The organism is Methylobacterium sp. R2-1 (genome assembly GCF_014191355.1).
In the GTDB taxonomy this organism is placed as follows: Bacteria; Pseudomonadota; Alphaproteobacteria; order Rhizobiales; family Beijerinckiaceae; genus Methylobacterium.
In genome coordinates, this window is the sequence record NZ_JACHWM010000003.1 from 370810 (window position 1) to 389285 (window position 18476).

The following is an 18476-nucleotide window of genomic DNA, read 5'->3' on the forward strand; positions in this document are numbered from 1 at the left end:
GCGAACGACGATTGAGCTCAACCGGCATCGCGTTTGTTCGCTCTGCCTGGCGCCTGACCTCGAGTTTCTCGGCACCGCCACGACTGCGAGAGGTATTCATGGACACTTCGCCTTCGCCGCATCATGCATGCGCAGCGGGATCTTCGCTTCCCGCACCCGGTGACGGGCGAGATGCAGCCGGCCGCGGGCGGGTTCTGTCAGCACACTGTGATCACGGCCCAAGGCATCTTCACCCGCATCGTGGAGCGCTAATCGGGGACGCATGACTGGCTGGCGCGAGGCGACGCCACTATCCCTCAGCCGCGTCGCTTTGGCCTTCCTTTGCCCCGCCGTGAGGATCGGTGCTGTCCTCGCCAGAGACGGTGCCGGAGCTGTGGCCCTGTGGGGTCAGGCGCGGCCGATCAGGCGCCTCAGGATGATTGTCATTGCCGGCCATCAGTTGCGCCGCCAGTTCCGCGTGAGGCTCGCGGGTCCGTGGCGCCATGTTGCTGGAAGGCAAGATCGTTGGTTCGATTGGTCGTGTCAGCCATGAGGCACCTCAGCCGGGCCAACCAGCGGGTGGCAGTGGGGTTCGCGGAGCATTTGGGTGGAAGTCGAATTCGGTGGGTGCGAGGCGTGCCGGTCTCGAATTCCCCGGCACCCGCGGAATTGCTTGCTGTTACCCTCCGCGTTACCCCTGGAGGCGCGGCCATTCGGGAATTTCAGCTAAGTCGTTGATAATGTGGTGAGCGCGCTGGGACTCGAACCCAGGACCTACAGATTAAAAGTCCGTTGCTCTACCAACTGAGCTACGCGCTCGCACCCGGTTCGCGCAGGCGCCGCGGGGCGGGCCGGTTGCGCTCGGGGCGTGGGGCTCGCAATAGGGGGTCGCGCCGGGAGGGTCAACACGGCTTCCGCACTGTGCCAACCGCTGAGTCGATACGAAGCTCGATGACGAGAGAGAACCCGGCGGGTACGCCACCGGAATGGCAGCGCTTCGTCCTGATGTTCCTGAGTGCGGCGGCGGTCCTGGGCACCGTCTGCATCGGCCTCATCGCCGCCCTCGATCCCTACGGGTTGAGAGCCGGTTCGGGGCGGGCGCAGGGGCCGCTGATGGATGGCAACCAGCGCTTCATGTACCCGCAGGTGGCGCGCAGCGGCGCCTACGACGCGGCGGTGTTCGGCACATCGACCCTGCGCCTGCTCGACCCGGAGGATCTCGGCCGCGCCTTCGGGGGCCGCTTCGCCAATCTGTCGATGAATGCGGCGACGCCCTACGAGCAGAGCGAATTGGCCCGGCTCTACCTGCGCCACGAGCGGCCGAGGCTGCTGCTGCTCGGCATTGATCCGACGTGGTGCGAGCCGGATGCGGCCGAGCGGCGCCTGACGTTCCGCGCCTTTCCCGCTTGGCTCTACGGACGCCTCACCCTGTGGGATGTGCTGCGGCAGGTGAACTGGCAGAGCGTCGGCACCGCCTTCGAGGGGGCGCTGTACCGGCTCGGGCTCGTTCGCGCGCGGCTCGCGGAGAACGGCTACGCGGTCTTCACCCCGCCCGAAGAGCTCTACGACGCGGCCCGCGCGCAGGCGCACATCCGCAGCGCACAGGCGATCCAGGCCGCCGCCGAGGCCGAGCCGGGCTACAGGCCGACGCCCGCCGACGCGCCGATGCCGGCGCTCGGCTGGCTCGACGCGCTCCTGGCGCAGGCCCCGCCCGAGACCAAGACATTCGTGGTCTTCCCGCCCGTCCACGTCTCGCAGCAGGGCGCGCCCGGTTCGCCCGCCGCGGCGCGGGAGGCCGCCTGCAAGGCGCAGGTGACGCGGATCGGCGCTGCCCATGGGGCGACCGTGGTCGATTTCCGCATCCCGTCGCCGATCACGACGCAGGACACGAATTACTGGGATCCGCTGCATTACCGCCTGCCGATCGCAGGGCGGATCGTGGCCGGCCTGAAGGCGGCACAGGCGAGCGGGCGCGACGATCCCGACGGTACCTATCGGGTTCTGGCGCACTCTCCGTAGGCCGGAATAAGCCGCGGCGTTTGCCGGACTATCAGTGAACCGCGCCTGGGAACGGGCGGTTCTCTGTGGCGGATGAGTGGCTTGGCCTGCCACGAGCCGGCCGCACTCTCGCCCGATCGGCAGGCTCTACACCCCGCGGCTCGGCCAAGCCGGGTCGTCCTCTCGCTGCGCCTTCCTCGAAGGTGCAGGCGGGCGGGAGCCGTACTATCGGAGTTGCAGAGAGTCCCATGATCGCACGTACAGCCATCGCCCTGATGATCACCACGAGCGCCGCTCTGGCCGGCCCGGCGGCGGCACCGGTGGCCGACCGTGACACCCTGCGGCAGCACTGCACCGGGGATTACCTGAGCTATTGCGGTGAGTTCGCGCCCGACAGCGCCGAGGTGCGCACCTGCTTCAAGCAGAACAAGGCCAAGCTCTCGCCGAACTGTCAGGCGGCGATCACCAGCTACAACAAGGCCCAGAAGCGCGCCGACCTCCGCTGAGGCGGGCCGATCAGCCTTTCGCGGCGGCCTCCGCCCGGGCCCAGCCGTCCTTGGTCTCGGCCACGAAATCCGCGAGCCGCCCGGCGTAAATCGCCGCACGCATGCCGGCCATCAGGGCTTGGTAGTAGGCGAGGTTGTTCCAGGTCAGCAGCATCATCCCCAGGATCTCGTCGGAGCGGACGAGGTGGTGGAGATAGGCGCGGGAATAGTCCCGTGCCGCCGGGCAGTCCGAGGCCTCGTCGAGGGGCCGGGTGTCCTCGGCGTGGCGGGCGTTGCGCAGGTTGATCCGGCCATGCCGGGTATAAGCGAGCCCATGCCGCCCGGCGCGGGTCGGCATCACGCAATCGAACATGTCGATGCCGCGCATCACCGACTGCATCAGGTCGTCGGGAGTACCGACGCCCATGAGGTAGCGCGGCTCGGTGGAAGGCAGATGCGGCTCCACGGTCTCGATCATCGCCAGCATCACCGCTTGCGGCTCGCCGACGGCGAGTCCGCCGATGGCGTAGCCCTTGAGATCGAGGTCAGTCAGCGCCCGCGCGCTCTCGACCCGCAGCTCCGGCACGTCGCCGCCCTGGACGATGCCGAAGAGTGCCTTGCCCGGCTGCTCGCCGAAGGCGACGCGGCAGCGTTCGGCCCAGCGCAGCGAGAGGTGCATCGCCTTCTCGATCTCTGGCCGCTCGGCCGGCAGGCGCACGCACTCGTCGAGCTGCATCTGGATGTCGGAGCCGAGCAGGCCCTGGATCTCGATGGAGCGCTCCGGGCTCATCCGATGGGCAGTGCCGTCGAGATGGGAGCGGAAGGTCACGCCCTCCTCGTCGATCTTCCGGAGCGCGGAGAGCGACATCACCTGGAAGCCGCCGGAATCGGTGAGAATCGGCCCGTCCCAGCGCATGAAGCGGTGGAGCCCACCGAGCCGCGCCATCCGCTCGGCGCCGGGGCGCAGCATCAGGTGATAGGTGTTGCCGAGCACCACATCGGCACCGAGGTCGCGCACCTGCTCCGGGTACATTGCCTTGACGGTCGCTGCCGTGCCCACCGGCATGAAGGCCGGCGTGCGGATTTGTCCACGCGGCATGGCGATATGGCCGGTGCGAGCCTGCCCGTCGGTGGCGGAGACCGTGAAGGAGAAGTCGAGGGGATCTGTCATCGGTCCGCGGATGTGGGAGCGTGTGCACCGGCCTGATAGCGCGGGGCGCCGTCGATCAGGAAACGCATGGTGTCGAGGCCCGCGCGCATTTCCGCTGAGGAGACACGCTCCAGCGCGCCGTCGCGGGCGTCGAGCGCGTCCCAAACCGCCGGCTGATGCGCCTCCGGCAGGTGATCCAGCACGAAGCGGCCGCCCTCGCGCTTCGAGACGATCCGCCCGGTGGCGAGGGTGCAGAGGATGCGGCTCACGCCGAGAACGCCCCATTCGAGAGCCGCAGCGTCGCAGGTGTCGTCGGGCGTCTTGCCGGCGAGCGCTGTCTCGTGACGCGCGAGCCAGGGGCGCCAGTGCGCTTCGAGGTTGGCGCGGCAGTAGGCGTGCAGCCGTGCGTCATCGTCGGCGATGTTCAGCGCCGCCGGCGCCGCTCCGAGAATCGGACGGCTCGTGCGTGAGAGACAGCGCCAGATTGACGGATTCACCTCGCGGCAGGGCTCGCCGGTCCGGAGTTGCCCGTCCACGCTGAAGGGCACGACGGCGTCGGGCTCCGGCGGGTGCCGCACGGCATCGATCGGCAGGTAGAGGCCGTCGAAATGCGGCCCGCCGGCCCGCGCCAGGGCGGCGTGGACCCGCGCCAGCGCTTCCGTCTCTGCCTCATCCGCCGGTCCGTCGAGGAGGGCGACGAAATCGATGTCGCTGCGGCCCGGTCGGAAATCGCCGAGTGCCACCGAGCCGACGAGGTAGAGTCCGCGCAGCTTCGGGCCGCCCTCGCTCGCCATAAGGCCGAGGAAGCGATCGACAATGCGGGCGACGTCGACCCGGAGCGGCGGGCGCCGGCTGCTCATGGGGTGCCCTCCGGACGTGGAGCGGGCTCCGGGAACAGCAGGCTGGCGTCGCCGTAGGAGTAGAAGCGGTAGCCGGATTGGATGGCGTGAGCATAGGCTCCGCGCATGGTGTCGAGGCCGGAGAAGGCCGAGACCAGCATGAACAGGGTCGAGCGCGGCAGGTGGAAGTTCGTCACCAGCGCATCGACCGCGCGGAAGCGGTAGCCCGGCGTGATGAAGATGTCGGTGGCCCCTGAGAACGGGCGGATCGTGCCGTCAGGACCGGCCGCGCTCTCCAGGAGCCGCAGGGCGGTGGTGCCGACTGCGACGATCCGGTTGCCCCGCGCCCGTACGGCGTTGAGCCGCTCGGCGGTGGCGGCGTCGAGGATGCCGATCTCGGCGTGCATCCGGTGGGCGTCGGTGTCGTCCGCCTTCACCGGCAGGAAGGTGCCGGCCCCGACATGCAGGGTCACGTGGACCCGCTCGATCCCCGCCGCATCGATCCCGGCGAGCAGTGCTTCGGAAAAGTGCAGCCCGGCGGTGGGGGCGGCGACCGCGCCGGGTTCGCGGGCATAGACCGTCTGATAGTCGGTTGTGTCCTGCGCGTCGGTGGCGCGCTTGCCCGCGATGTAGGGGGGCAGCGGCAGAGCCCCGAGCCCGGCGATGGCCTCGTCGAGCGCTGGCCCGGACAGGTCGAAGCGCAGCAGGATCTCGCCGCCCTCCCCCCGTTCCTCCACCGTGGCGTCGAGTCCGGACAGGGCGCAGACTTCACTCGCCCCCTCGCTGCCGAAGCGGATGCGGTCGCCGGGGGCGAGGCGCTTGGCCGGGCGGGCGAAGGCGCGCCAGCGGTCGGGTGCCTCGCGAAGGTGCAGCATTGCCTCGCAGCGCTGCCCCGAGCCGCCCGCCCGGTGCCGGATGCCGGAGAGGCGGGCCGGGATCACCCGCGTGTCGTTGAAGACGAGGGCGTCGCCGGGGCTCAGGAGGGCGGGCAGGTCGCGCACGCCGCGATCCGCCAGGTTTTCGCCGGGGCGCACCACGAGCAGGCGGCTCGCGTCGCGCGGGCTCGCCGGCCGCAGCGCGATTGCAGCCTCCGGCAACTCGAAATCGAACAGGTCCACGCGCATCCCGCGCCATCAGCACGGATGGGCGCCCGACGCAAATGGCGGATTGATCCAGGAGGCCGCCAAGGGCAGCATGGCCCGGAGGTTCGGCAGAGGCAGAGTCTATGGCAGACGTCCTGATCGTGGGTGCCGGGCCGGTCGGCCTGACGCTCGCCTGCGAACTCGCGCGCTATCGCGTCGGCGTCCGGCTGATCGACCGCGCTCGCCAAGCGACGCGGACCTCCAAGGCGCTCGTCGTCTGGTCACGTACCCTCGAACTGATGGACCGGATGGGCTGCACCGAGGCCTTCCTCGCCGCGGGACTGCGTGCTCGCGGTGCGATCCTGCGCGGCGGCGGCCGGGTGCTCGGCGGACCGGATTTTTCCGATATCGCCAGCCCCTACGCCTTCGGGCTGATGATCCCGCAGAGCGACACCGAGCGGCTGCTCGCCGAACATCTGCGCGGCTTCGGGGTCGCGGTCGAGCGTGAGGTCGAACTCACGGCCTTCTCACAGACGGCCGACGGGGTGGAGGCGCGGCTCGCCCACGCCGACGGGCGTGAGGAGCAGGTCACGACGGCCTACCTGATCGGCTGCGACGGCGCCCACAGCGCCGTGCGCCACGGCCTCGGCCTGCCCTTCCAGGGCACGGCGCAGGGCGATGAGTGGCTGCTGGCCGATATCCGCCTCGACGGCGTCGGCGCGCCGCCCGGCGACGCGATCGCGGTCTATCTCCACCAGGACGGTCCGTTCGTGATCTTCCCGATCCCAGGCGGACGGGCGCGGGTGGTCGCGACGGTCGGGCGCGCGGATGGGCGAGTAAGGCCCGATCCGACGCTGGCCGAGGTGCAGGCTCTGGTCGCCGCGCGGGCCGGGCCCGGCATCCGCGTTTCCGATCCGGTCTGGCTCAGCCGCTTCCGCATCCACGAGCGCAAGGTCTCCGAGTACCGAAGGGATCGGGTCTTCCTGGCGGGGGATGCGGCCCATATTCACAGCCCGGCCGGCGGACAGGGCATGAACACCGGCATGCAGGATGCGGTGAACCTCGCCTGGAAGCTCGCCCTGGTGCTGCGTGGGACGGCGGCCCCGAGGCTCCTCGACAGCTACAGCCCGGAGCGCAACGCCGTCGGCGAGATGGTTCTGCGCAATGCCGGGCGGCTGACTGCCATGGCGACGCTGGCCAACCCTCTCGCCCAGTCCGTCCGCAACCGCGCGCTGCGGCTTCTTCTCAGCCTTCCGGCGGTGCGGCGGCGGATGGCGGCGACGATGAGCGAGATCGAGATCGGCTATCCCGCCTCCCCGCTCTCCGTCGGGTCGGGCGCCGGCCGGCGCTGGCGGCCGGAGGATGCGGCCGGGCCTCCGCCTGGTGCGGGCGCGGACCCGCGCTTCGTCCTCTACGCCGCGGATGCCGAAAGCGGGACGGCACTCGGCGGCCGGTTTCCCGGCCTGGTTCAGCCCGTCCCGCGCAAGAATCCGGAGCCGGGGCGCCTGCATCTCGTGCGCCCGGACGGCTATGTCGGGTTCGCGGCTGGCGCCGCCGACTGGGATGCAGCTGCGCGCTACCTGAAAGAATGCGGGACAGCCTGAGAGCGGTGCAGCCGAGGCGCCTCCTCGCGCGTTGAGCTTTCGATCCGACGGAGGAAGCCGCCCACGATGATATGGTTTGCCGCACGTCCGCGCGATCCCGCCGACCCGCGCTGGCCTCTGCCCGAGACGCTGCGGATCACCCTCAAGGCTGAGAACACGGACGCTACCCGTCGCCGCTTCGAGAAGGTCTATCCGAGTGAGCCTTTCGGAACGCCGGGTCATCCAACTGGCGATGGGGGCAGCAGCTTCCGGGGCGATGCAGAGGCCTTGGTGGTGGGGATCGATGCGCCACTTGCACCGAACACGTGAAGCGGGCAGCCGGTCCCTGAGGATGTCTTCGCCATGACTGAAGCCGGCAAGAAGCCGCTGCACGAGACCCTCGACGCGCAGCTCGTGCGCTACTGGGAGCGGGAGGCGGCCCGCTTCGACGAATTGTCGGCGCGGGCGAGTTTCGGCTGGATCGGCCGCCTCTATGCCCGCAAAGCGCGGCGGGCTCTCGAGAAGGCCGAGCGGTCCCGCGCGAAGGAGGTCGCCCGAGGCCGCCTCCCCGCGACGGCGCAGGCGGCTTCGGAGGGCGATAGCCCGAGCTAAAACCTTTGCCGTGGCCTTCCGGAAGCGCGGATCGTAAGGGCGGGACGTCCCCTCCCCGCCCCTGAAGTCGCATGACAGGAACCGAGAAGGCCGCCCTGGCGTCCGCCGCCGTCGGCGTGCTCGTCACCGCGCTGAAATTCACAGCCTACTGGCTCACCGGCAGCCTCGCGCTCTATTCCGACGCGCTGGAGAGCATCATCAACGTCGTGGCCGCGGCCTGCGCGTTCCTGGCCGTGCGCGTCGCCGCGCAGCCGGCCGACGAGGATCACCCCTACGGCCACCACAAGGCCGAGTACTTCTCCGCGGTGATCGAGGGCGCGCTGGTCATCGTCGCCGCCCTGCTGATCCTGCGCGAAGCCTATTTCGGCGTCCTCGACCCGAAACCGCTCGATGCGCCCGCGCTCGGCCTCGCGGTCAATGGCGTCGCCACCGTGATCAACGCGGTCTGGGCGCTGCTGCTGTTCCGGCGCGGCCGACGGCTGCGCTCGCCCGCCCTGTTGGCCGATGCCCGCCACATCCTCGCCGACGTGGTGACCTCGGGCGGCGTGCTCGTCGGCCTCGGGCTCGTCCTCGCCACCGGAACCCTGGTGCTCGATCCGATCGTGGCGGGCCTCGTCGCCCTCAACATCCTCTGGTCGGGCTGGACCATGGTGCGCGATTCGGTCAACGGCCTGATGGATCAGGCGGCCTCGCCCGAGATGGTCAGCCGCATCCGCGGTCTAATCTCGACGCACAGCGAGGGCGCGCTGGAGGCCCACGACGTGCGCACTCGCCATGCCGGCAGCGCCACCTTCATCGACTTCCACCTCGTCGTGCCGGGCGAGATGACGGTGTTCGAGTCCCACGCGATCTGCGACCGGCTGGAGGGCGTGATCGAGGCAGAGATCGAGGGCGCGGTGGTGGTGATCCATGTCGAGCCGGCCGATCAGGCCAAGAGTCGCGGCGTGCCGGTGATCTGAGGACAACACGACCGGTCCGGATCCCGGTTCGATGCCTGTCGGGTTCTACCGGCCGCGCCGATGGCTCAGGTAGGCCGCCAATCCCGCCGCCGGAGGGACTGCGGCCAGGATGAAGCCCGCGACCTTCCACGCCGCCCCTTCGGCCAGCATGGCGGCGAGCCCGGCGATCGTGACGGTCGTCACCGCCAGCGCGACGCCGGTGGGATGGCGCGCCCAGATCATGCCGTTTGCCCTGCCCCGCGCTCCTCGCCCGCCGCCTTCCGGCGCGGACGGCGGGCGAACCACAGCCACGCGCCGTTGCCGGTGACGAAGAGCGTGAACCACGCGCAGGCCGTCCAGAGCAGCTTGAGCGGCAGGCCGCCGTAATCGCCGAAATGCAGCGGTTGCGAGAGTTGCGTCACCACGAGGTACCAGGGCAAAGTCGCGATCTCGGCCACCCGCGCATCCGCCGCATCGACCAGGGCGATCTCGAAAAGCCGCTTCTGAAGGCCCTCGGGGCCGACCAGCAGCACCGTAAAATGCCGGTCGGTGGAGAAGGCGCTGCCGGGATAGAGCATCAGGCTCGTCCGCCAGCCGGGCTTGGCCGCTTCCGCCGCGGCGCGCACCGCGTCGAGGGAAGCGCCCGGTCCCGTAGCGAGTGCGTGGCCTTGTCCACCGTGAGCGACGGCCAGGCGCTGCAACTCGGTCGCCTGCCAGACCTTCAGGGCGATGTCCCCGAGCGCGAGGGTGACGCCGGTCGCGCTGACGAGGAGCGCCCAACCGAGCGTCACCGTGCCGAGGAAGTTGTGCAGGTCGCGCTGGCGCAGGCGCTCGCCCCGGCCGCGCCGGATCAGGCCGAAGGCGAGGCCCTTGATGAAGGGGCCGTAGATCACGACTCCCGTGACGAGGCAGATCACCACGAGCAGGGCGACGACCCCGCCCGCGAGTTCGCCCGGCAGGCCGAGGAACCAGTTGGCGTGCAGGGTGAGGATGATCCCGGTCGGTGTCGAGCGCGGATCGGGCGCCTCGATCGCGGTGCCGCGATATCGGTCGAGCACGACGGGCTTGGCCCCGTCGAAGGAGCGGGTGCCGGGCTCCACGAGGCTGACGGTGACCCGCTCGGGATGGTCCGCATCGAAGACCAGTGCCAGCGGTCGCCGCTCCGGAGTCTTGGCCACTGCGGTGGCGACGATCTCGGAGAGCGGACGCTCGGGCGTGCCCGGCGAGGCCGCTTCCGCATGCGCCGCGTAACCGAGGCCCTCGTCGATCTCCTCGTGGAAGATCAGGATCGTCCCGGTGATGCAGAGGATCAGGAAGAACGGTGCCGCGATCAGCCCGGTCCAGCGGTGCAGCCACAGCGAGACGCGAAACCCGCGCGACGCGGTGAAGCGGACCGGTGCAACCGCCGCCGCACCCGGCGGCGGTCGCGTCCTCGTCCCCGCCACGATGCGCGCCGGATGCGTCACGGCCCTGCCTACCAGCGATAGGTCAGCGTTCCGAAGACGCTGCGCCGGAAGCCCTCGAAGACGTAGCCGATGTAGAAGCCGGAGGTGAAGTAGCGCTGGTCGAACAGGTTGGTCGCGTTCACCGAGAGGATCGCCCCGTTCCAGGCCGGGTTCAGCCGGGCGAGGTCGTAGCTGAGCGAGGCGTCGACGAGGGCGTAGGCCGGAATGTGGTCGACATTGGTCGCGTCGGTCCGGGCGCCGACGTAGCGCACGCCGGCCCCCGCGCGGAAGCCGCCGAAGGGCGAGCCGAGCGGGAAGGCATAGTCGGCGAACAGCGAGAGGGTGTTGGCCGGCGCGTTGAGAAGCCGGTTCCCGACCAGCGCCGGGTTTGACGGGTTCTTCGTCACCTTCGTGTCGAGATGCGCGAAGCCGAAGATCAGGTTGAACCCCTCGAACAGGCTGGCCTTGCCCTCGAGTTCGAAGCCGTTCGCCACCGCTTCGCCGGTCTGGATGAAGAAGCCGGGGTTGAGCGGGTCGGCCAGCGGGATGTTGGTCTGCGTGATCTCGAAATAGGAGGCGGTGTAGAGGGTGTTGCTGCCCTCCGGCTGCCACTTGACGCCGCCCTCGATCTGCTTGGCCTCGCGCGGCTCCAGAGCCGATCCGTCGGCCCGCTGGCCCGCGATCTGCGGGTTGAAGGAGGTCGAGTACGATACGTAGGGCACCACGCCGGCGTCGAACTCGTAGCCCAGGGCGACGCGGTAGCTTAGCGCCGAGAAGCTCTGCTGATCGACCGTGGTCCGGTTCAGGGTCGGGAGCGGGAGGTTGGGGAAGTTGAAGGTCGTGCGGACTTCCTGATCGACCCAGTCGTTGCGCACGCTCCCCGTGAGGATGAAGCCGTTCCACTTCATCTGGTCCTGGAAGTAGAGGCCGGTCTGCTGCTGCGTCGCGCGGGTGGCGACGTTCGTCCGCAGGGGGAAGGCGATGCTCAGATTGTAGACCGGATTGTAGAGGTCGATCAGACGGTTGGCGGCGGCGGTCGGATAGCCGAGCGGGAAGGTCCGCGCGTCGCGGCGGAGATAGTTCTGGAAGTCGATGCCGAAGACGACGTTGTGCTGGACGTCGAAGGCGTCGAACCGGCCCTCGATATGGTTGTCTGCGAGCAGTCCCTGACTCGACTGGTTGCGAAGGTAGGGGAAGACCGAGACCGACAGGAAGTTGGCCGGCGTCTGGGCGGCGGACGCCCCGTAACCGTCGAACTTCGAGGTCGTCTCGTAGGCGCGGAAGGCCGAGTGGAACAGCCAGCCGGGCGCGAAGGTGTGGTCGAGGATGTAGCCGATCTCCTTGTTCTCCAGGAGGCCGGTGTTGAAGTTCGGCTGCCCCACGAAGACGTCGCGCGGGTAGAAGCCGCGGGCGCTCGGGATGATGCTGCCGACGACCGGCAGGCTCTGCTCGGAGCCGCTGCCGCGGAACTCGGCGTATTTGGCGAGCACGGTGAGCGAGGTGTCGGCATCCGGGCGCCACGTGACGGCGGGGGCGATGAAGGTCCGGTCGTCCGGCGTGTAGCGGACCTGGCTGTCGGCGTTCCGGATCAGGCCGGTGATGCGGTAGGCGAATTGAGGCGCGCCGTCGACCGGGCCGGTCAGGTCGAAGCCCGCTTGAATCCGGTTGCGGTTGCCGCCCTGCAGAATGACTTCGTTGAAGGGCGTGAAGGAAGGCCGCTTCGAGACGAGGTTGATGATGCCGCCGGGCTGGCCGGCGCCGTAGAGCACCGAGATCGGACCCTTCACGACGTCTATGCGCTCGTAGGCATAGGGTTCGACATTCTGGTCGAACGAGTTGAAGCCGTAGCGAAGGCCGTCCTCGTAGACGTTGTCGAAGTTGTTCGCGTTGAAGCCGCGCAGGGTGAAGGTCGGCCCGCCCTGGCCGCCGGGATAATCGACCGCCTGAACGTTCGAGGTATAGGCCACCGCCGTGTTCAGATCCTGCACGCCGCGCACGTCGAGTTCCTCGCGGGTGATGACGCTGACCGTGGCAGGCGTCTCAAGGATCGACCCGTTGCCCTTCGTGCCCGCGGTTGAGCGCGTCGCAACGAAGCCGGTCGTGCCATAGGTCGGCTGCTGTCCCTCGACCGAGAGTTCTTCGAGCTGCACCGAGGCTTCCGCGGCGCCGACTGGTGTCGGCGTGTTTGAGGCGCCGCGGGGTTTCGCGGCTTGCGCCTGCGCCTGGCCGAGGCCGACGAGCATGACGGAGCCGGCAAGACCGAACACACGAAGAGCGCGCACGGAGCTGTCCGCACGCGATGAAGGAACCCGATGTCGCATGATAGATCGACCGATCCGGCTTCCCCGAAGTCCTTGCGCGCCGGATTGCGCAGGCCTTTCGCTGAGACGGCATGATCAGGATTCGCACAATTACTATCTTATGTTATTAGAGTAATTACAAATTCAAGCCGGCTGCCGCCGACTTTCCCGCAAACGGCTAAGGCGGTCATTTGGAACGGGAATTTTGGAAGACGGTCCTGCCTTGTGACGGCGATTGCAGACCCCCGTCCCCGCGCGACCGCCCCTGACTGTTGCCTTCCGGACACAAGGACTTGACGTCGGGAGGCGGGACGCGCAGTGCGGCGGGGCGCAGCGGCAGGACGGCATGATCAAGCGGACCTTCAACATCGACGTCCCCACCCACCGCAATGCCTACGATCTGTTCGAGGGACGCTGGGCGAGCGATCTCAGCGAACTCGTTCCCGACCTGCCGGTCGGCGGCGGCCTGCCAGGCTTCCGCGCCGATCCGCGCCCGCGGCAGGCGGCGGAGATTTTGGGACGCGACGGGCGCTTCGACGGCTACGACATCCTCGAACTCGGGCCGCTCGAAGGCGCCCATACCTGCCAGCTCGAAGCGCTCGGCGCGAACAGCGTCACGGCGGTGGAGTCGAACTCGGAGGCCTTCCTCAAGTCGCTCATCGTCAAGAACATCGCCGGCCTCAACCGCTCGACCTTCCTGCTCGGCGATGTCAGCCGGCATCTCGCCGCGTCGGGGCCGCGCTACGACCTGATCTTCGCCTGCGGCATTCTCTACCACATGTTCGATCCGCTCGAACTGATCCGGCTCGCCGCTGCCCGCTCCGACCGGCTGTTCCTCTGGACCCACTACTACGCCCCGCAGGCCCGTCTGCGCCGCCACGTGCCGCGCCCGGTCGAGCACGGGGGGCTGAACCTCACCCTGCACGAGCTGACCTACCGCGACCGCGGGCTGGCCACCTTCTGGGGCGGCAACCAGGGCAAGACCCGCTGGATCGGGCTTCCCGACCTGATCCGGGTGCTCGCCCATCACGGTCTTACCGAGACGACGATCATCGCCGATGATCCGGATTTCGTGAATGGACCCGCCGTGACGCTGGCGGCCCAACGCCCGCCTGCCGCTTCTGCCGCTTGACCCGTCCCGCGCCGGCTCCCTACACAACCTCGAAAGGCGCCGATCCGACGGTGCCGGCACCGAAGTCGAAGAGAATGACCGAGCGCGTCGATCCGAAGAAGCTTATCAAGGGCGGCCTGCACGACTGGGAGGTCGTGATCGGCATGGAGATCCACGCCCAGGTCACAAGCCGCTCCAAGCTATTCTCCGGCGCCTCGACCGCCTTCGGCGGCGAGCCCAACGACCACGTCTCGTTGGTCGATGCGGCCATGCCCGGCATGCTGCCGGTCATCAACGAGGAATGCGTCGCCCAGGCCGTGCGCACCGGTCTCGGGCTCAAGGCCCGGATCAACCTTCGCTCCGTCTTCGACCGGAAGAACTACTTCTATCCGGACTTGCCGCAGGGCTACCAGATCTCGCAGTACAAGGACCCGATCGTCGGCGAGGGCGAGGTGCTGGTCGATCTGCCCGAGGGCGAGTCGATCACGGTGGGCATCGAGCGGCTGCACCTCGAACAGGATGCCGGCAAGTCCCTGCACGACCAGGATCCGACCAAGAGCTTCGTCGATCTCAACCGCTCCGGCGTGGCGCTGATGGAGATCGTCTCCCGGCCCGATCTGCGCTCTTCGGAGGAGGCCAGGGCCTACGTGACGAAGCTGCGCACGATCTTGCGCTATCTCGGTACCTGCGACGGCGACATGGAGAAAGGGAGTCTCCGCGCCGACGTGAACGTCTCGGTACGCCGCCCCGGTGAGCCGCTCGGCACGCGCTGCGAGATCAAGAACGTCAACTCGATCCGCTTCATCGGCCAGGCGATCGAGGTCGAGGCGCGGCGCCAGATCGCGATTCTGGAGGATGGCGGCAAGATCGATCAGGAGACGCGCCTGTTCGATCCGGGCAAGGGCGAGACCCGCTCGATGCGCTCGAAGGAAGAGGCGCACGACTACCGCTACTTCCCCGATCCCGACCTGCTGCCGCTCGAATTCGACCAGGCCTACGTCGATGCGCTGGCTTCGGGTCTGCCGGAGCTGCCGGACGCCAAGAAGGCGCGCTTCATCAAGGATTTCGGCCTCAGCGCTTACGATGCCGGCGTGCTCGTCGCCGAGCGAGCCTCGGCCGACTACTTCGAGGCGGTGGCGCGCGGGCGCGACGGCAAGGCTGCCGCGAACTGGGTCATCAACGAGCTGTTCGGCCGCCTCAACAAGGAGGGCCGGACCATCGAGGATACGCCAGTCTCCGCCGAGCAACTCGGCACCATCGTCGACCTCATTGGCGAGGGCGTGATCTCGGGCAAGATCGCCAAGGACCTGTTCGAGATCGTCTGGGCCGAGGGCGGCAACCCGCGGGAGATCGTCGAGACCCGCGGCTTGAAGCAGGTGACCGACACCGGTGCCATCGAGGCGGCGGTGGACGCGATCATCGCGGCCAATCCCGACAAGGTCGAGCAGGCCAAGGCCAAGCCGACCCTGCTCGGCTGGTTCGTCGGCCAGACCATGAAGGCGACCGGCGGCAAGGCCAATCCGGCCGCCGTCAATGCACTCCTCAAGGATAAACTCGGTATCGAGTAGTCTTCGGACTTTTCGGAGAAGCTACAGCAGTTGAGCTAAGGCTTTCGCGTCGGTCAAATGGTCTTCTGTCGACCTTTGCGCCGGCGCGCGGTAATTCGCGCATAGGGACTTTTGAACCGCTCGGCTGGACCGTCACCAGTTCAGGAAAATTTCCTTTCCAAATACGTGCTAAATCGCTGTAATTCATTGATGTTGCTCAGGAAAACTTCACTTCGCCGTTCTGCCCGGAGCGCGAACCGTCGTTGATCGTGCAATTTGTGACCCCCTCTTAACCTCAGGCTGAGACGCTCCACTGCATTTCACCGACCGAAACGGCGCCGCGGTTCGGTCGGACGCCTGCGGGAAAGTCGAGCGATGACAGCGACCCGTCCGGTGTCGGCCACCCACTACGGAGTCGTGGCACCTGAACGGCACACGCCCTCCGAGGCCGAGCCGGTGGGACAGCTCGATGACCTGTGCCGCTCCGCCGTCGAAATCTTCGCGGTCCCGATGGCGATGGTCGCCCTCGTGGACGAGGACCGCTTCCGTTTCCGGGCTCGTTACGGCGTCGAGGATGACGGCGTCGAGCGCGAGAGCGCCTTCTGCAATCACACGATTCGGCGGCAGCGAGGGCAGTCTCTCGTCGTCCCCGACCTGATCCAGGACGAACGTTTCGTCGAGAATCCGCTCGTCGTCGGAGACCCTCGTGCCCGCTTCTATGCAGGGATCGCGATCGGCTCGACTTCGGGCCGTGTCATCGGCACCCTCTGCCTGATGGACCGGGTGCCGCGGAGCGATCTGTCTCCCGACCGGCTGCACTCCCTGCACGAATTGGCGCTCGTGGCCGAGGCCCATCTCCAGCTTGAGGAGGCCCGGCGCGCGGCGGAGGCTGAGGTCGTCGAGCGCCGGAATGCGGACGCGCGCCTCGCGGAGTGGGAGGCGCGGCTGCGAGCGATCGAGGCAGCCCACGCCATGGCCGAGCGCATCGCTGCCTTCGGCCATTGGCGGATCGATGTCGCCACACACACCATCACGTGGTCGGACGGGATTGCCCGCATCTTCGGGCGCAACGCCGGTCTCGCGCCGCTGCCGCTCGAAACGCATGTCGGCTTCTATCACCCGGATGACCTCGAACGGGTCCGGGCCTCCATCGACGACGCCTTCGCAGGCCGCAGCCAGACCCTGGGTGGCGGCTACGAGCATCGCTCCCGCCTCGTTCGTCCCGACGGCGAGGTGCGGGTGGTGGCGGTGCATGGGGTCGGAGAGCACGACGATGCGGGCCGGCTCGTCTCGATCTTCGGCGTCTGCCTCGACGTGACCGAGCTGGCCCTCTCCGAGCAGCGCCTGCGCGAGACCGGCGAGGCGATGCGTGCCACCCTCGAGGCGATGGACCAGGGGCTCGTAATGATCGGCCCCGACAAGCGGGTTCAGGTTCACAATCAGCGCGCCCGCGACCTGCTCGAACTGTCGGAGGACGTTCTGCACGAGGGGGCATCCTTCGCGGCGGTGCGGCGCCATCTCGCGCAGAGCAGCGCATTCCGGGGCGCGCTCACCGAGGTTCAGGAATCGATGCAGCAGGGCGACTTCCCGCTCGAAGTCCAGAGCTACGAGTGCTCGCGCCCAAACGGCACGATTCTCGAGACGCGGCTCGCGCCGATGGCCTCCGGCGGCCTCGTCTGCACCTACACCGACCTGACCGAACGCCGGAAGGGCGAGGCGGCCCTTCGCTCGGCCGAAGCCGATTACCAGTCGCTGTTCCAGAACGCGGTGATCGGGGTCTACCGTGCGCGGCTAGACGGTGGCATCGTCCAGGCCAACCGGGCGCTCGACCGCCTGCACGGCTACGGCGATGTCCCCGTTCCCCTGCCGCTCTCGGATTTCAGCCACGACTGGTATGTCGAGCCGGGCCGGCACGCCGCCTTCCTGAAATGTCTCACCCAAGAGGGCCACGTCGAGGACTTCGTGTCCGAGATCCGCCGTCACGCGGGCGGCGAGCGTATCTGGGTCGCAGAGACGGCCTGGGTGGTGTGTGACGCCGAGGGCCGGCCGATCTGGTTCGAGGGCACCGTCGCGGACGCGACAGAGCGCAAGCGCGCACAGGCGCTGATCGAGCACATGGCCCGCCACGACGCGCTCACGGGCTTGCCCAACCGCCGTCTGTTCCAGGAGACGCTGAGCCGCGAAATCGCGTCGGCGCGGCGTAACGAGGGCCGGGTGGCCGTGCTGTGCTGCGACCTCGACCGCTTCAAGGCCGTGAACGACACCTTCGGCCATCCGGCCGGCGACGCCCTGCTCTGCATCGTCGCGAGGCGCCTGCGCGAGGTCCTGCACGAGGGCGACGTGGTGGCCCGGCTCGGCGGTGACGAGTTCGCCATCATCATGCCGGGTCGGGGTGAGCCCCGCCGGATCGCCTCCGTCGCGCGGCGGCTGATCGAGACCGTCGGCCAGCCGATCGATCTCGACGGCCGCGCCACCACCGTCGGTGTCAGCATCGGCGTCGCGATCTGGCCGCGGCACGGCGACAGCGCCGATACCTTGTTCAAGAACGCCGACATCGCTCTCTATCGAGCCAAGGATTCCGGGCGCAACACCTTCCGGTTCTACGAGAGCGGCATGGATCTCGCCGTCGCGACCCGCAACCTGCTGGAGATCGACATGCGCGAGTCGATCCGCTCCGGCGGGTTCGCGCTGCATTACCAGCCGATCTTCGGCCTAACGGACGGTGCGCCGAAGGGCTTCGAGGCGCTTCTGCGCTGGGAGCATCCGGTGCACGGCCCGGTCTCGCCGGGTGACTTTATTCCGCTGGCGGAAGAGACCGGCCTCATCACGCAGCTCGGCGCCTGGGCGCTGCACGAGGCCTGCCGTGAGGCGGCTGCATGGCCGGGCGACTTGCGGGTCGCCGTCAACGTGTCCGCGGTGCAGTTCCGGAAGACCGGACTCGAGCAGAGCGTGGTGCGCGCGCTCGCCGCCTCGGGTCTGCCGGCCGGGCGGCTCGAGCTGGAGATTACCGAGAGCGTGCTGATGCAGAACTCGGACGCCGTGATCGGCTGCCTGCATCGCCTGCGCGCCATGGGCGTGCGGATCGCGCTCGACGATTTCGGCACCGGCTACTCGTCCCTGAGCTACCTGTGCCGGTTCCCCTTCGACAAGATCAAGATCGATCGATCCTTCATCCGCGACATCGACGAGCCGGAGGCGGCGGCGGTGGTGCGGGCCGTCGTGGGCTTGGGCGAGCGCCTCGGGATGGCCATCACCGCCGAGGGCGTGGAGACGGAGGAACAACTGGCGCGGGTCCGGCGCAAGGGCTGCACCGAGGTTCAGGGGTTCCTGCTCGGCAGGCCGCTGCCGGCTCTTCAGGCCAAGGCTCTCGTTGCGGAACGGGCCGTCGCTTGAGCCGATGAAGATGC

At 68.6% G+C, this 18476-nt stretch carries 15 protein-coding genes and 1 tRNA gene; 9 read left to right on the forward strand and 7 right to left on the reverse strand.

Going from position 1 to position 18476, the window contains the following annotated elements; all coding sequences use genetic code 11:
- Positions 1–722 precede the first annotated feature (722 nt).
- A tRNA-Lys gene (locus FHU13_RS06570) sits at positions 723–798 on the reverse strand.
- A gap of 132 nt (positions 799–930) precedes the next feature.
- On the opposite strand from FHU13_RS06570, the gene FHU13_RS06575 reads away from it, so the two are divergent.
- Entirely contained in the window at positions 931–1998 is a 1068-nt protein-coding gene (locus tag FHU13_RS06575; RefSeq protein ID WP_183435055.1) for a hypothetical protein, read from the forward strand.
- A 227-nt stretch (positions 1999–2225) separates the two neighbouring features.
- The gene (locus FHU13_RS06580) at positions 2226–2483 is read left to right on the forward strand and encodes a hypothetical protein (protein WP_183435056.1); all 258 of its coding nucleotides are present in this window, start codon (positions 2226–2228) and stop codon (positions 2481–2483) included.
- A gap of 10 nt (positions 2484–2493) precedes the next feature.
- Here FHU13_RS06580 and tgt read toward each other — a convergent pair whose 3' ends face one another.
- The 3 genes from tgt to queA are packed head-to-tail and all read right to left on the reverse strand — an operon-like array spanning position 2494 to position 5575.
- Positions 2494–3633: a tRNA guanosine(34) transglycosylase Tgt gene (gene tgt, locus FHU13_RS06585; protein ID WP_183435057.1), complete on the reverse strand. Its 1140-nt coding sequence runs from the start codon at positions 3631–3633 to the stop codon at positions 2494–2496.
- Positions 3630–4472: an aminoglycoside adenylyltransferase domain-containing protein gene (locus FHU13_RS06590; RefSeq protein ID WP_183435058.1), complete on the reverse strand. Its 843-nt coding sequence runs from the start codon at positions 4470–4472 to the stop codon at positions 3630–3632. Before FHU13_RS06590 ends, tgt begins: the two co-directional genes overlap by 4 nt.
- Entirely contained in the window at positions 4469–5575 is a 1107-nt protein-coding gene (queA, locus tag FHU13_RS06595) for a tRNA preQ1(34) S-adenosylmethionine ribosyltransferase-isomerase QueA (RefSeq protein ID WP_183435059.1), read from the reverse strand. Before queA ends, FHU13_RS06590 begins: the two co-directional genes overlap by 4 nt.
- Positions 5576–5676: 101 nt before the next feature.
- Here queA and FHU13_RS06600 point away from each other — a divergent pair, with 101 nt between their 5' ends.
- The 4 genes from FHU13_RS06600 to FHU13_RS06615 all read left to right on the forward strand — a co-directional run bounded on the left by FHU13_RS06600 (position 5677) and on the right by FHU13_RS06615 (position 8687).
- A complete protein-coding gene (locus FHU13_RS06600; RefSeq protein WP_183435060.1) occupies positions 5677–7137 on the forward strand; it encodes an FAD-dependent monooxygenase in 1461 nt (486 codons plus the stop codon).
- 66 nt (positions 7138–7203) lie between these two features.
- Positions 7204–7446, forward strand: a complete 243-nt coding sequence (locus tag FHU13_RS06605) for a hypothetical protein (protein WP_183435061.1) — start codon at positions 7204–7206, stop codon at positions 7444–7446.
- Between the two features lie 33 nt (positions 7447–7479).
- The gene (locus tag FHU13_RS06610) at positions 7480–7728 is read left to right on the forward strand and encodes a hypothetical protein (RefSeq protein WP_183435062.1); all 249 of its coding nucleotides are present in this window, start codon (positions 7480–7482) and stop codon (positions 7726–7728) included.
- Positions 7729–7799: 71 nt separating this feature from the next.
- A complete protein-coding gene (locus FHU13_RS06615) occupies positions 7800–8687 on the forward strand; it encodes a cation diffusion facilitator family transporter (RefSeq protein ID WP_183435063.1) in 888 nt (295 codons plus the stop codon).
- 45 nt (positions 8688–8732) lie between these two features.
- Here FHU13_RS06615 and FHU13_RS06620 read toward each other — a convergent pair whose 3' ends face one another.
- The 3 genes from FHU13_RS06620 to FHU13_RS06630 are packed head-to-tail and all read right to left on the reverse strand — an operon-like array spanning position 8733 to position 12393.
- A complete protein-coding gene (locus FHU13_RS06620) occupies positions 8733–8909 on the reverse strand; it encodes a hypothetical protein (RefSeq protein WP_183435064.1) in 177 nt (58 codons plus the stop codon).
- Complete coding sequence (locus tag FHU13_RS06625) at positions 8906–10132, reverse strand: PepSY-associated TM helix domain-containing protein (protein WP_312889560.1); 1227 nt, start codon at positions 10130–10132, stop codon at positions 8906–8908. The genes FHU13_RS06620 and FHU13_RS06625 overlap by 4 nt, the downstream gene beginning before the upstream one ends.
- Positions 10133–10140: 8 nt before the next feature.
- On the reverse strand, positions 10141–12393 hold the full coding sequence (locus tag FHU13_RS06630; RefSeq protein WP_312889561.1) for a TonB-dependent siderophore receptor: 2253 nt from the start codon (positions 12391–12393) through the stop codon (positions 10141–10143).
- A gap of 364 nt (positions 12394–12757) precedes the next feature.
- On the opposite strand from FHU13_RS06630, the gene FHU13_RS06635 reads away from it, so the two are divergent.
- From FHU13_RS06635 to FHU13_RS06645, 3 genes are all read left to right on the forward strand, one after another.
- Positions 12758–13543 (forward strand): bifunctional 2-polyprenyl-6-hydroxyphenol methylase/3-demethylubiquinol 3-O-methyltransferase UbiG, encoded by a 786-nt coding sequence (locus FHU13_RS06635; protein WP_183435065.1) that lies wholly within the window; start codon positions 12758–12760, stop codon positions 13541–13543.
- A 74-nt stretch (positions 13544–13617) separates the two neighbouring features.
- Positions 13618–15090, forward strand: coding sequence for an Asp-tRNA(Asn)/Glu-tRNA(Gln) amidotransferase subunit GatB (gene gatB, locus FHU13_RS06640; protein WP_183435066.1), 1473 nt, complete (start codon positions 13618–13620; stop codon positions 15088–15090).
- A 354-nt stretch (positions 15091–15444) separates the two neighbouring features.
- A complete protein-coding gene (locus tag FHU13_RS06645) occupies positions 15445–18462 on the forward strand; it encodes an EAL domain-containing protein (RefSeq protein ID WP_183435067.1) in 3018 nt (1005 codons plus the stop codon).
- The last annotated feature ends 14 nt before the right edge of the window (positions 18463–18476 follow it).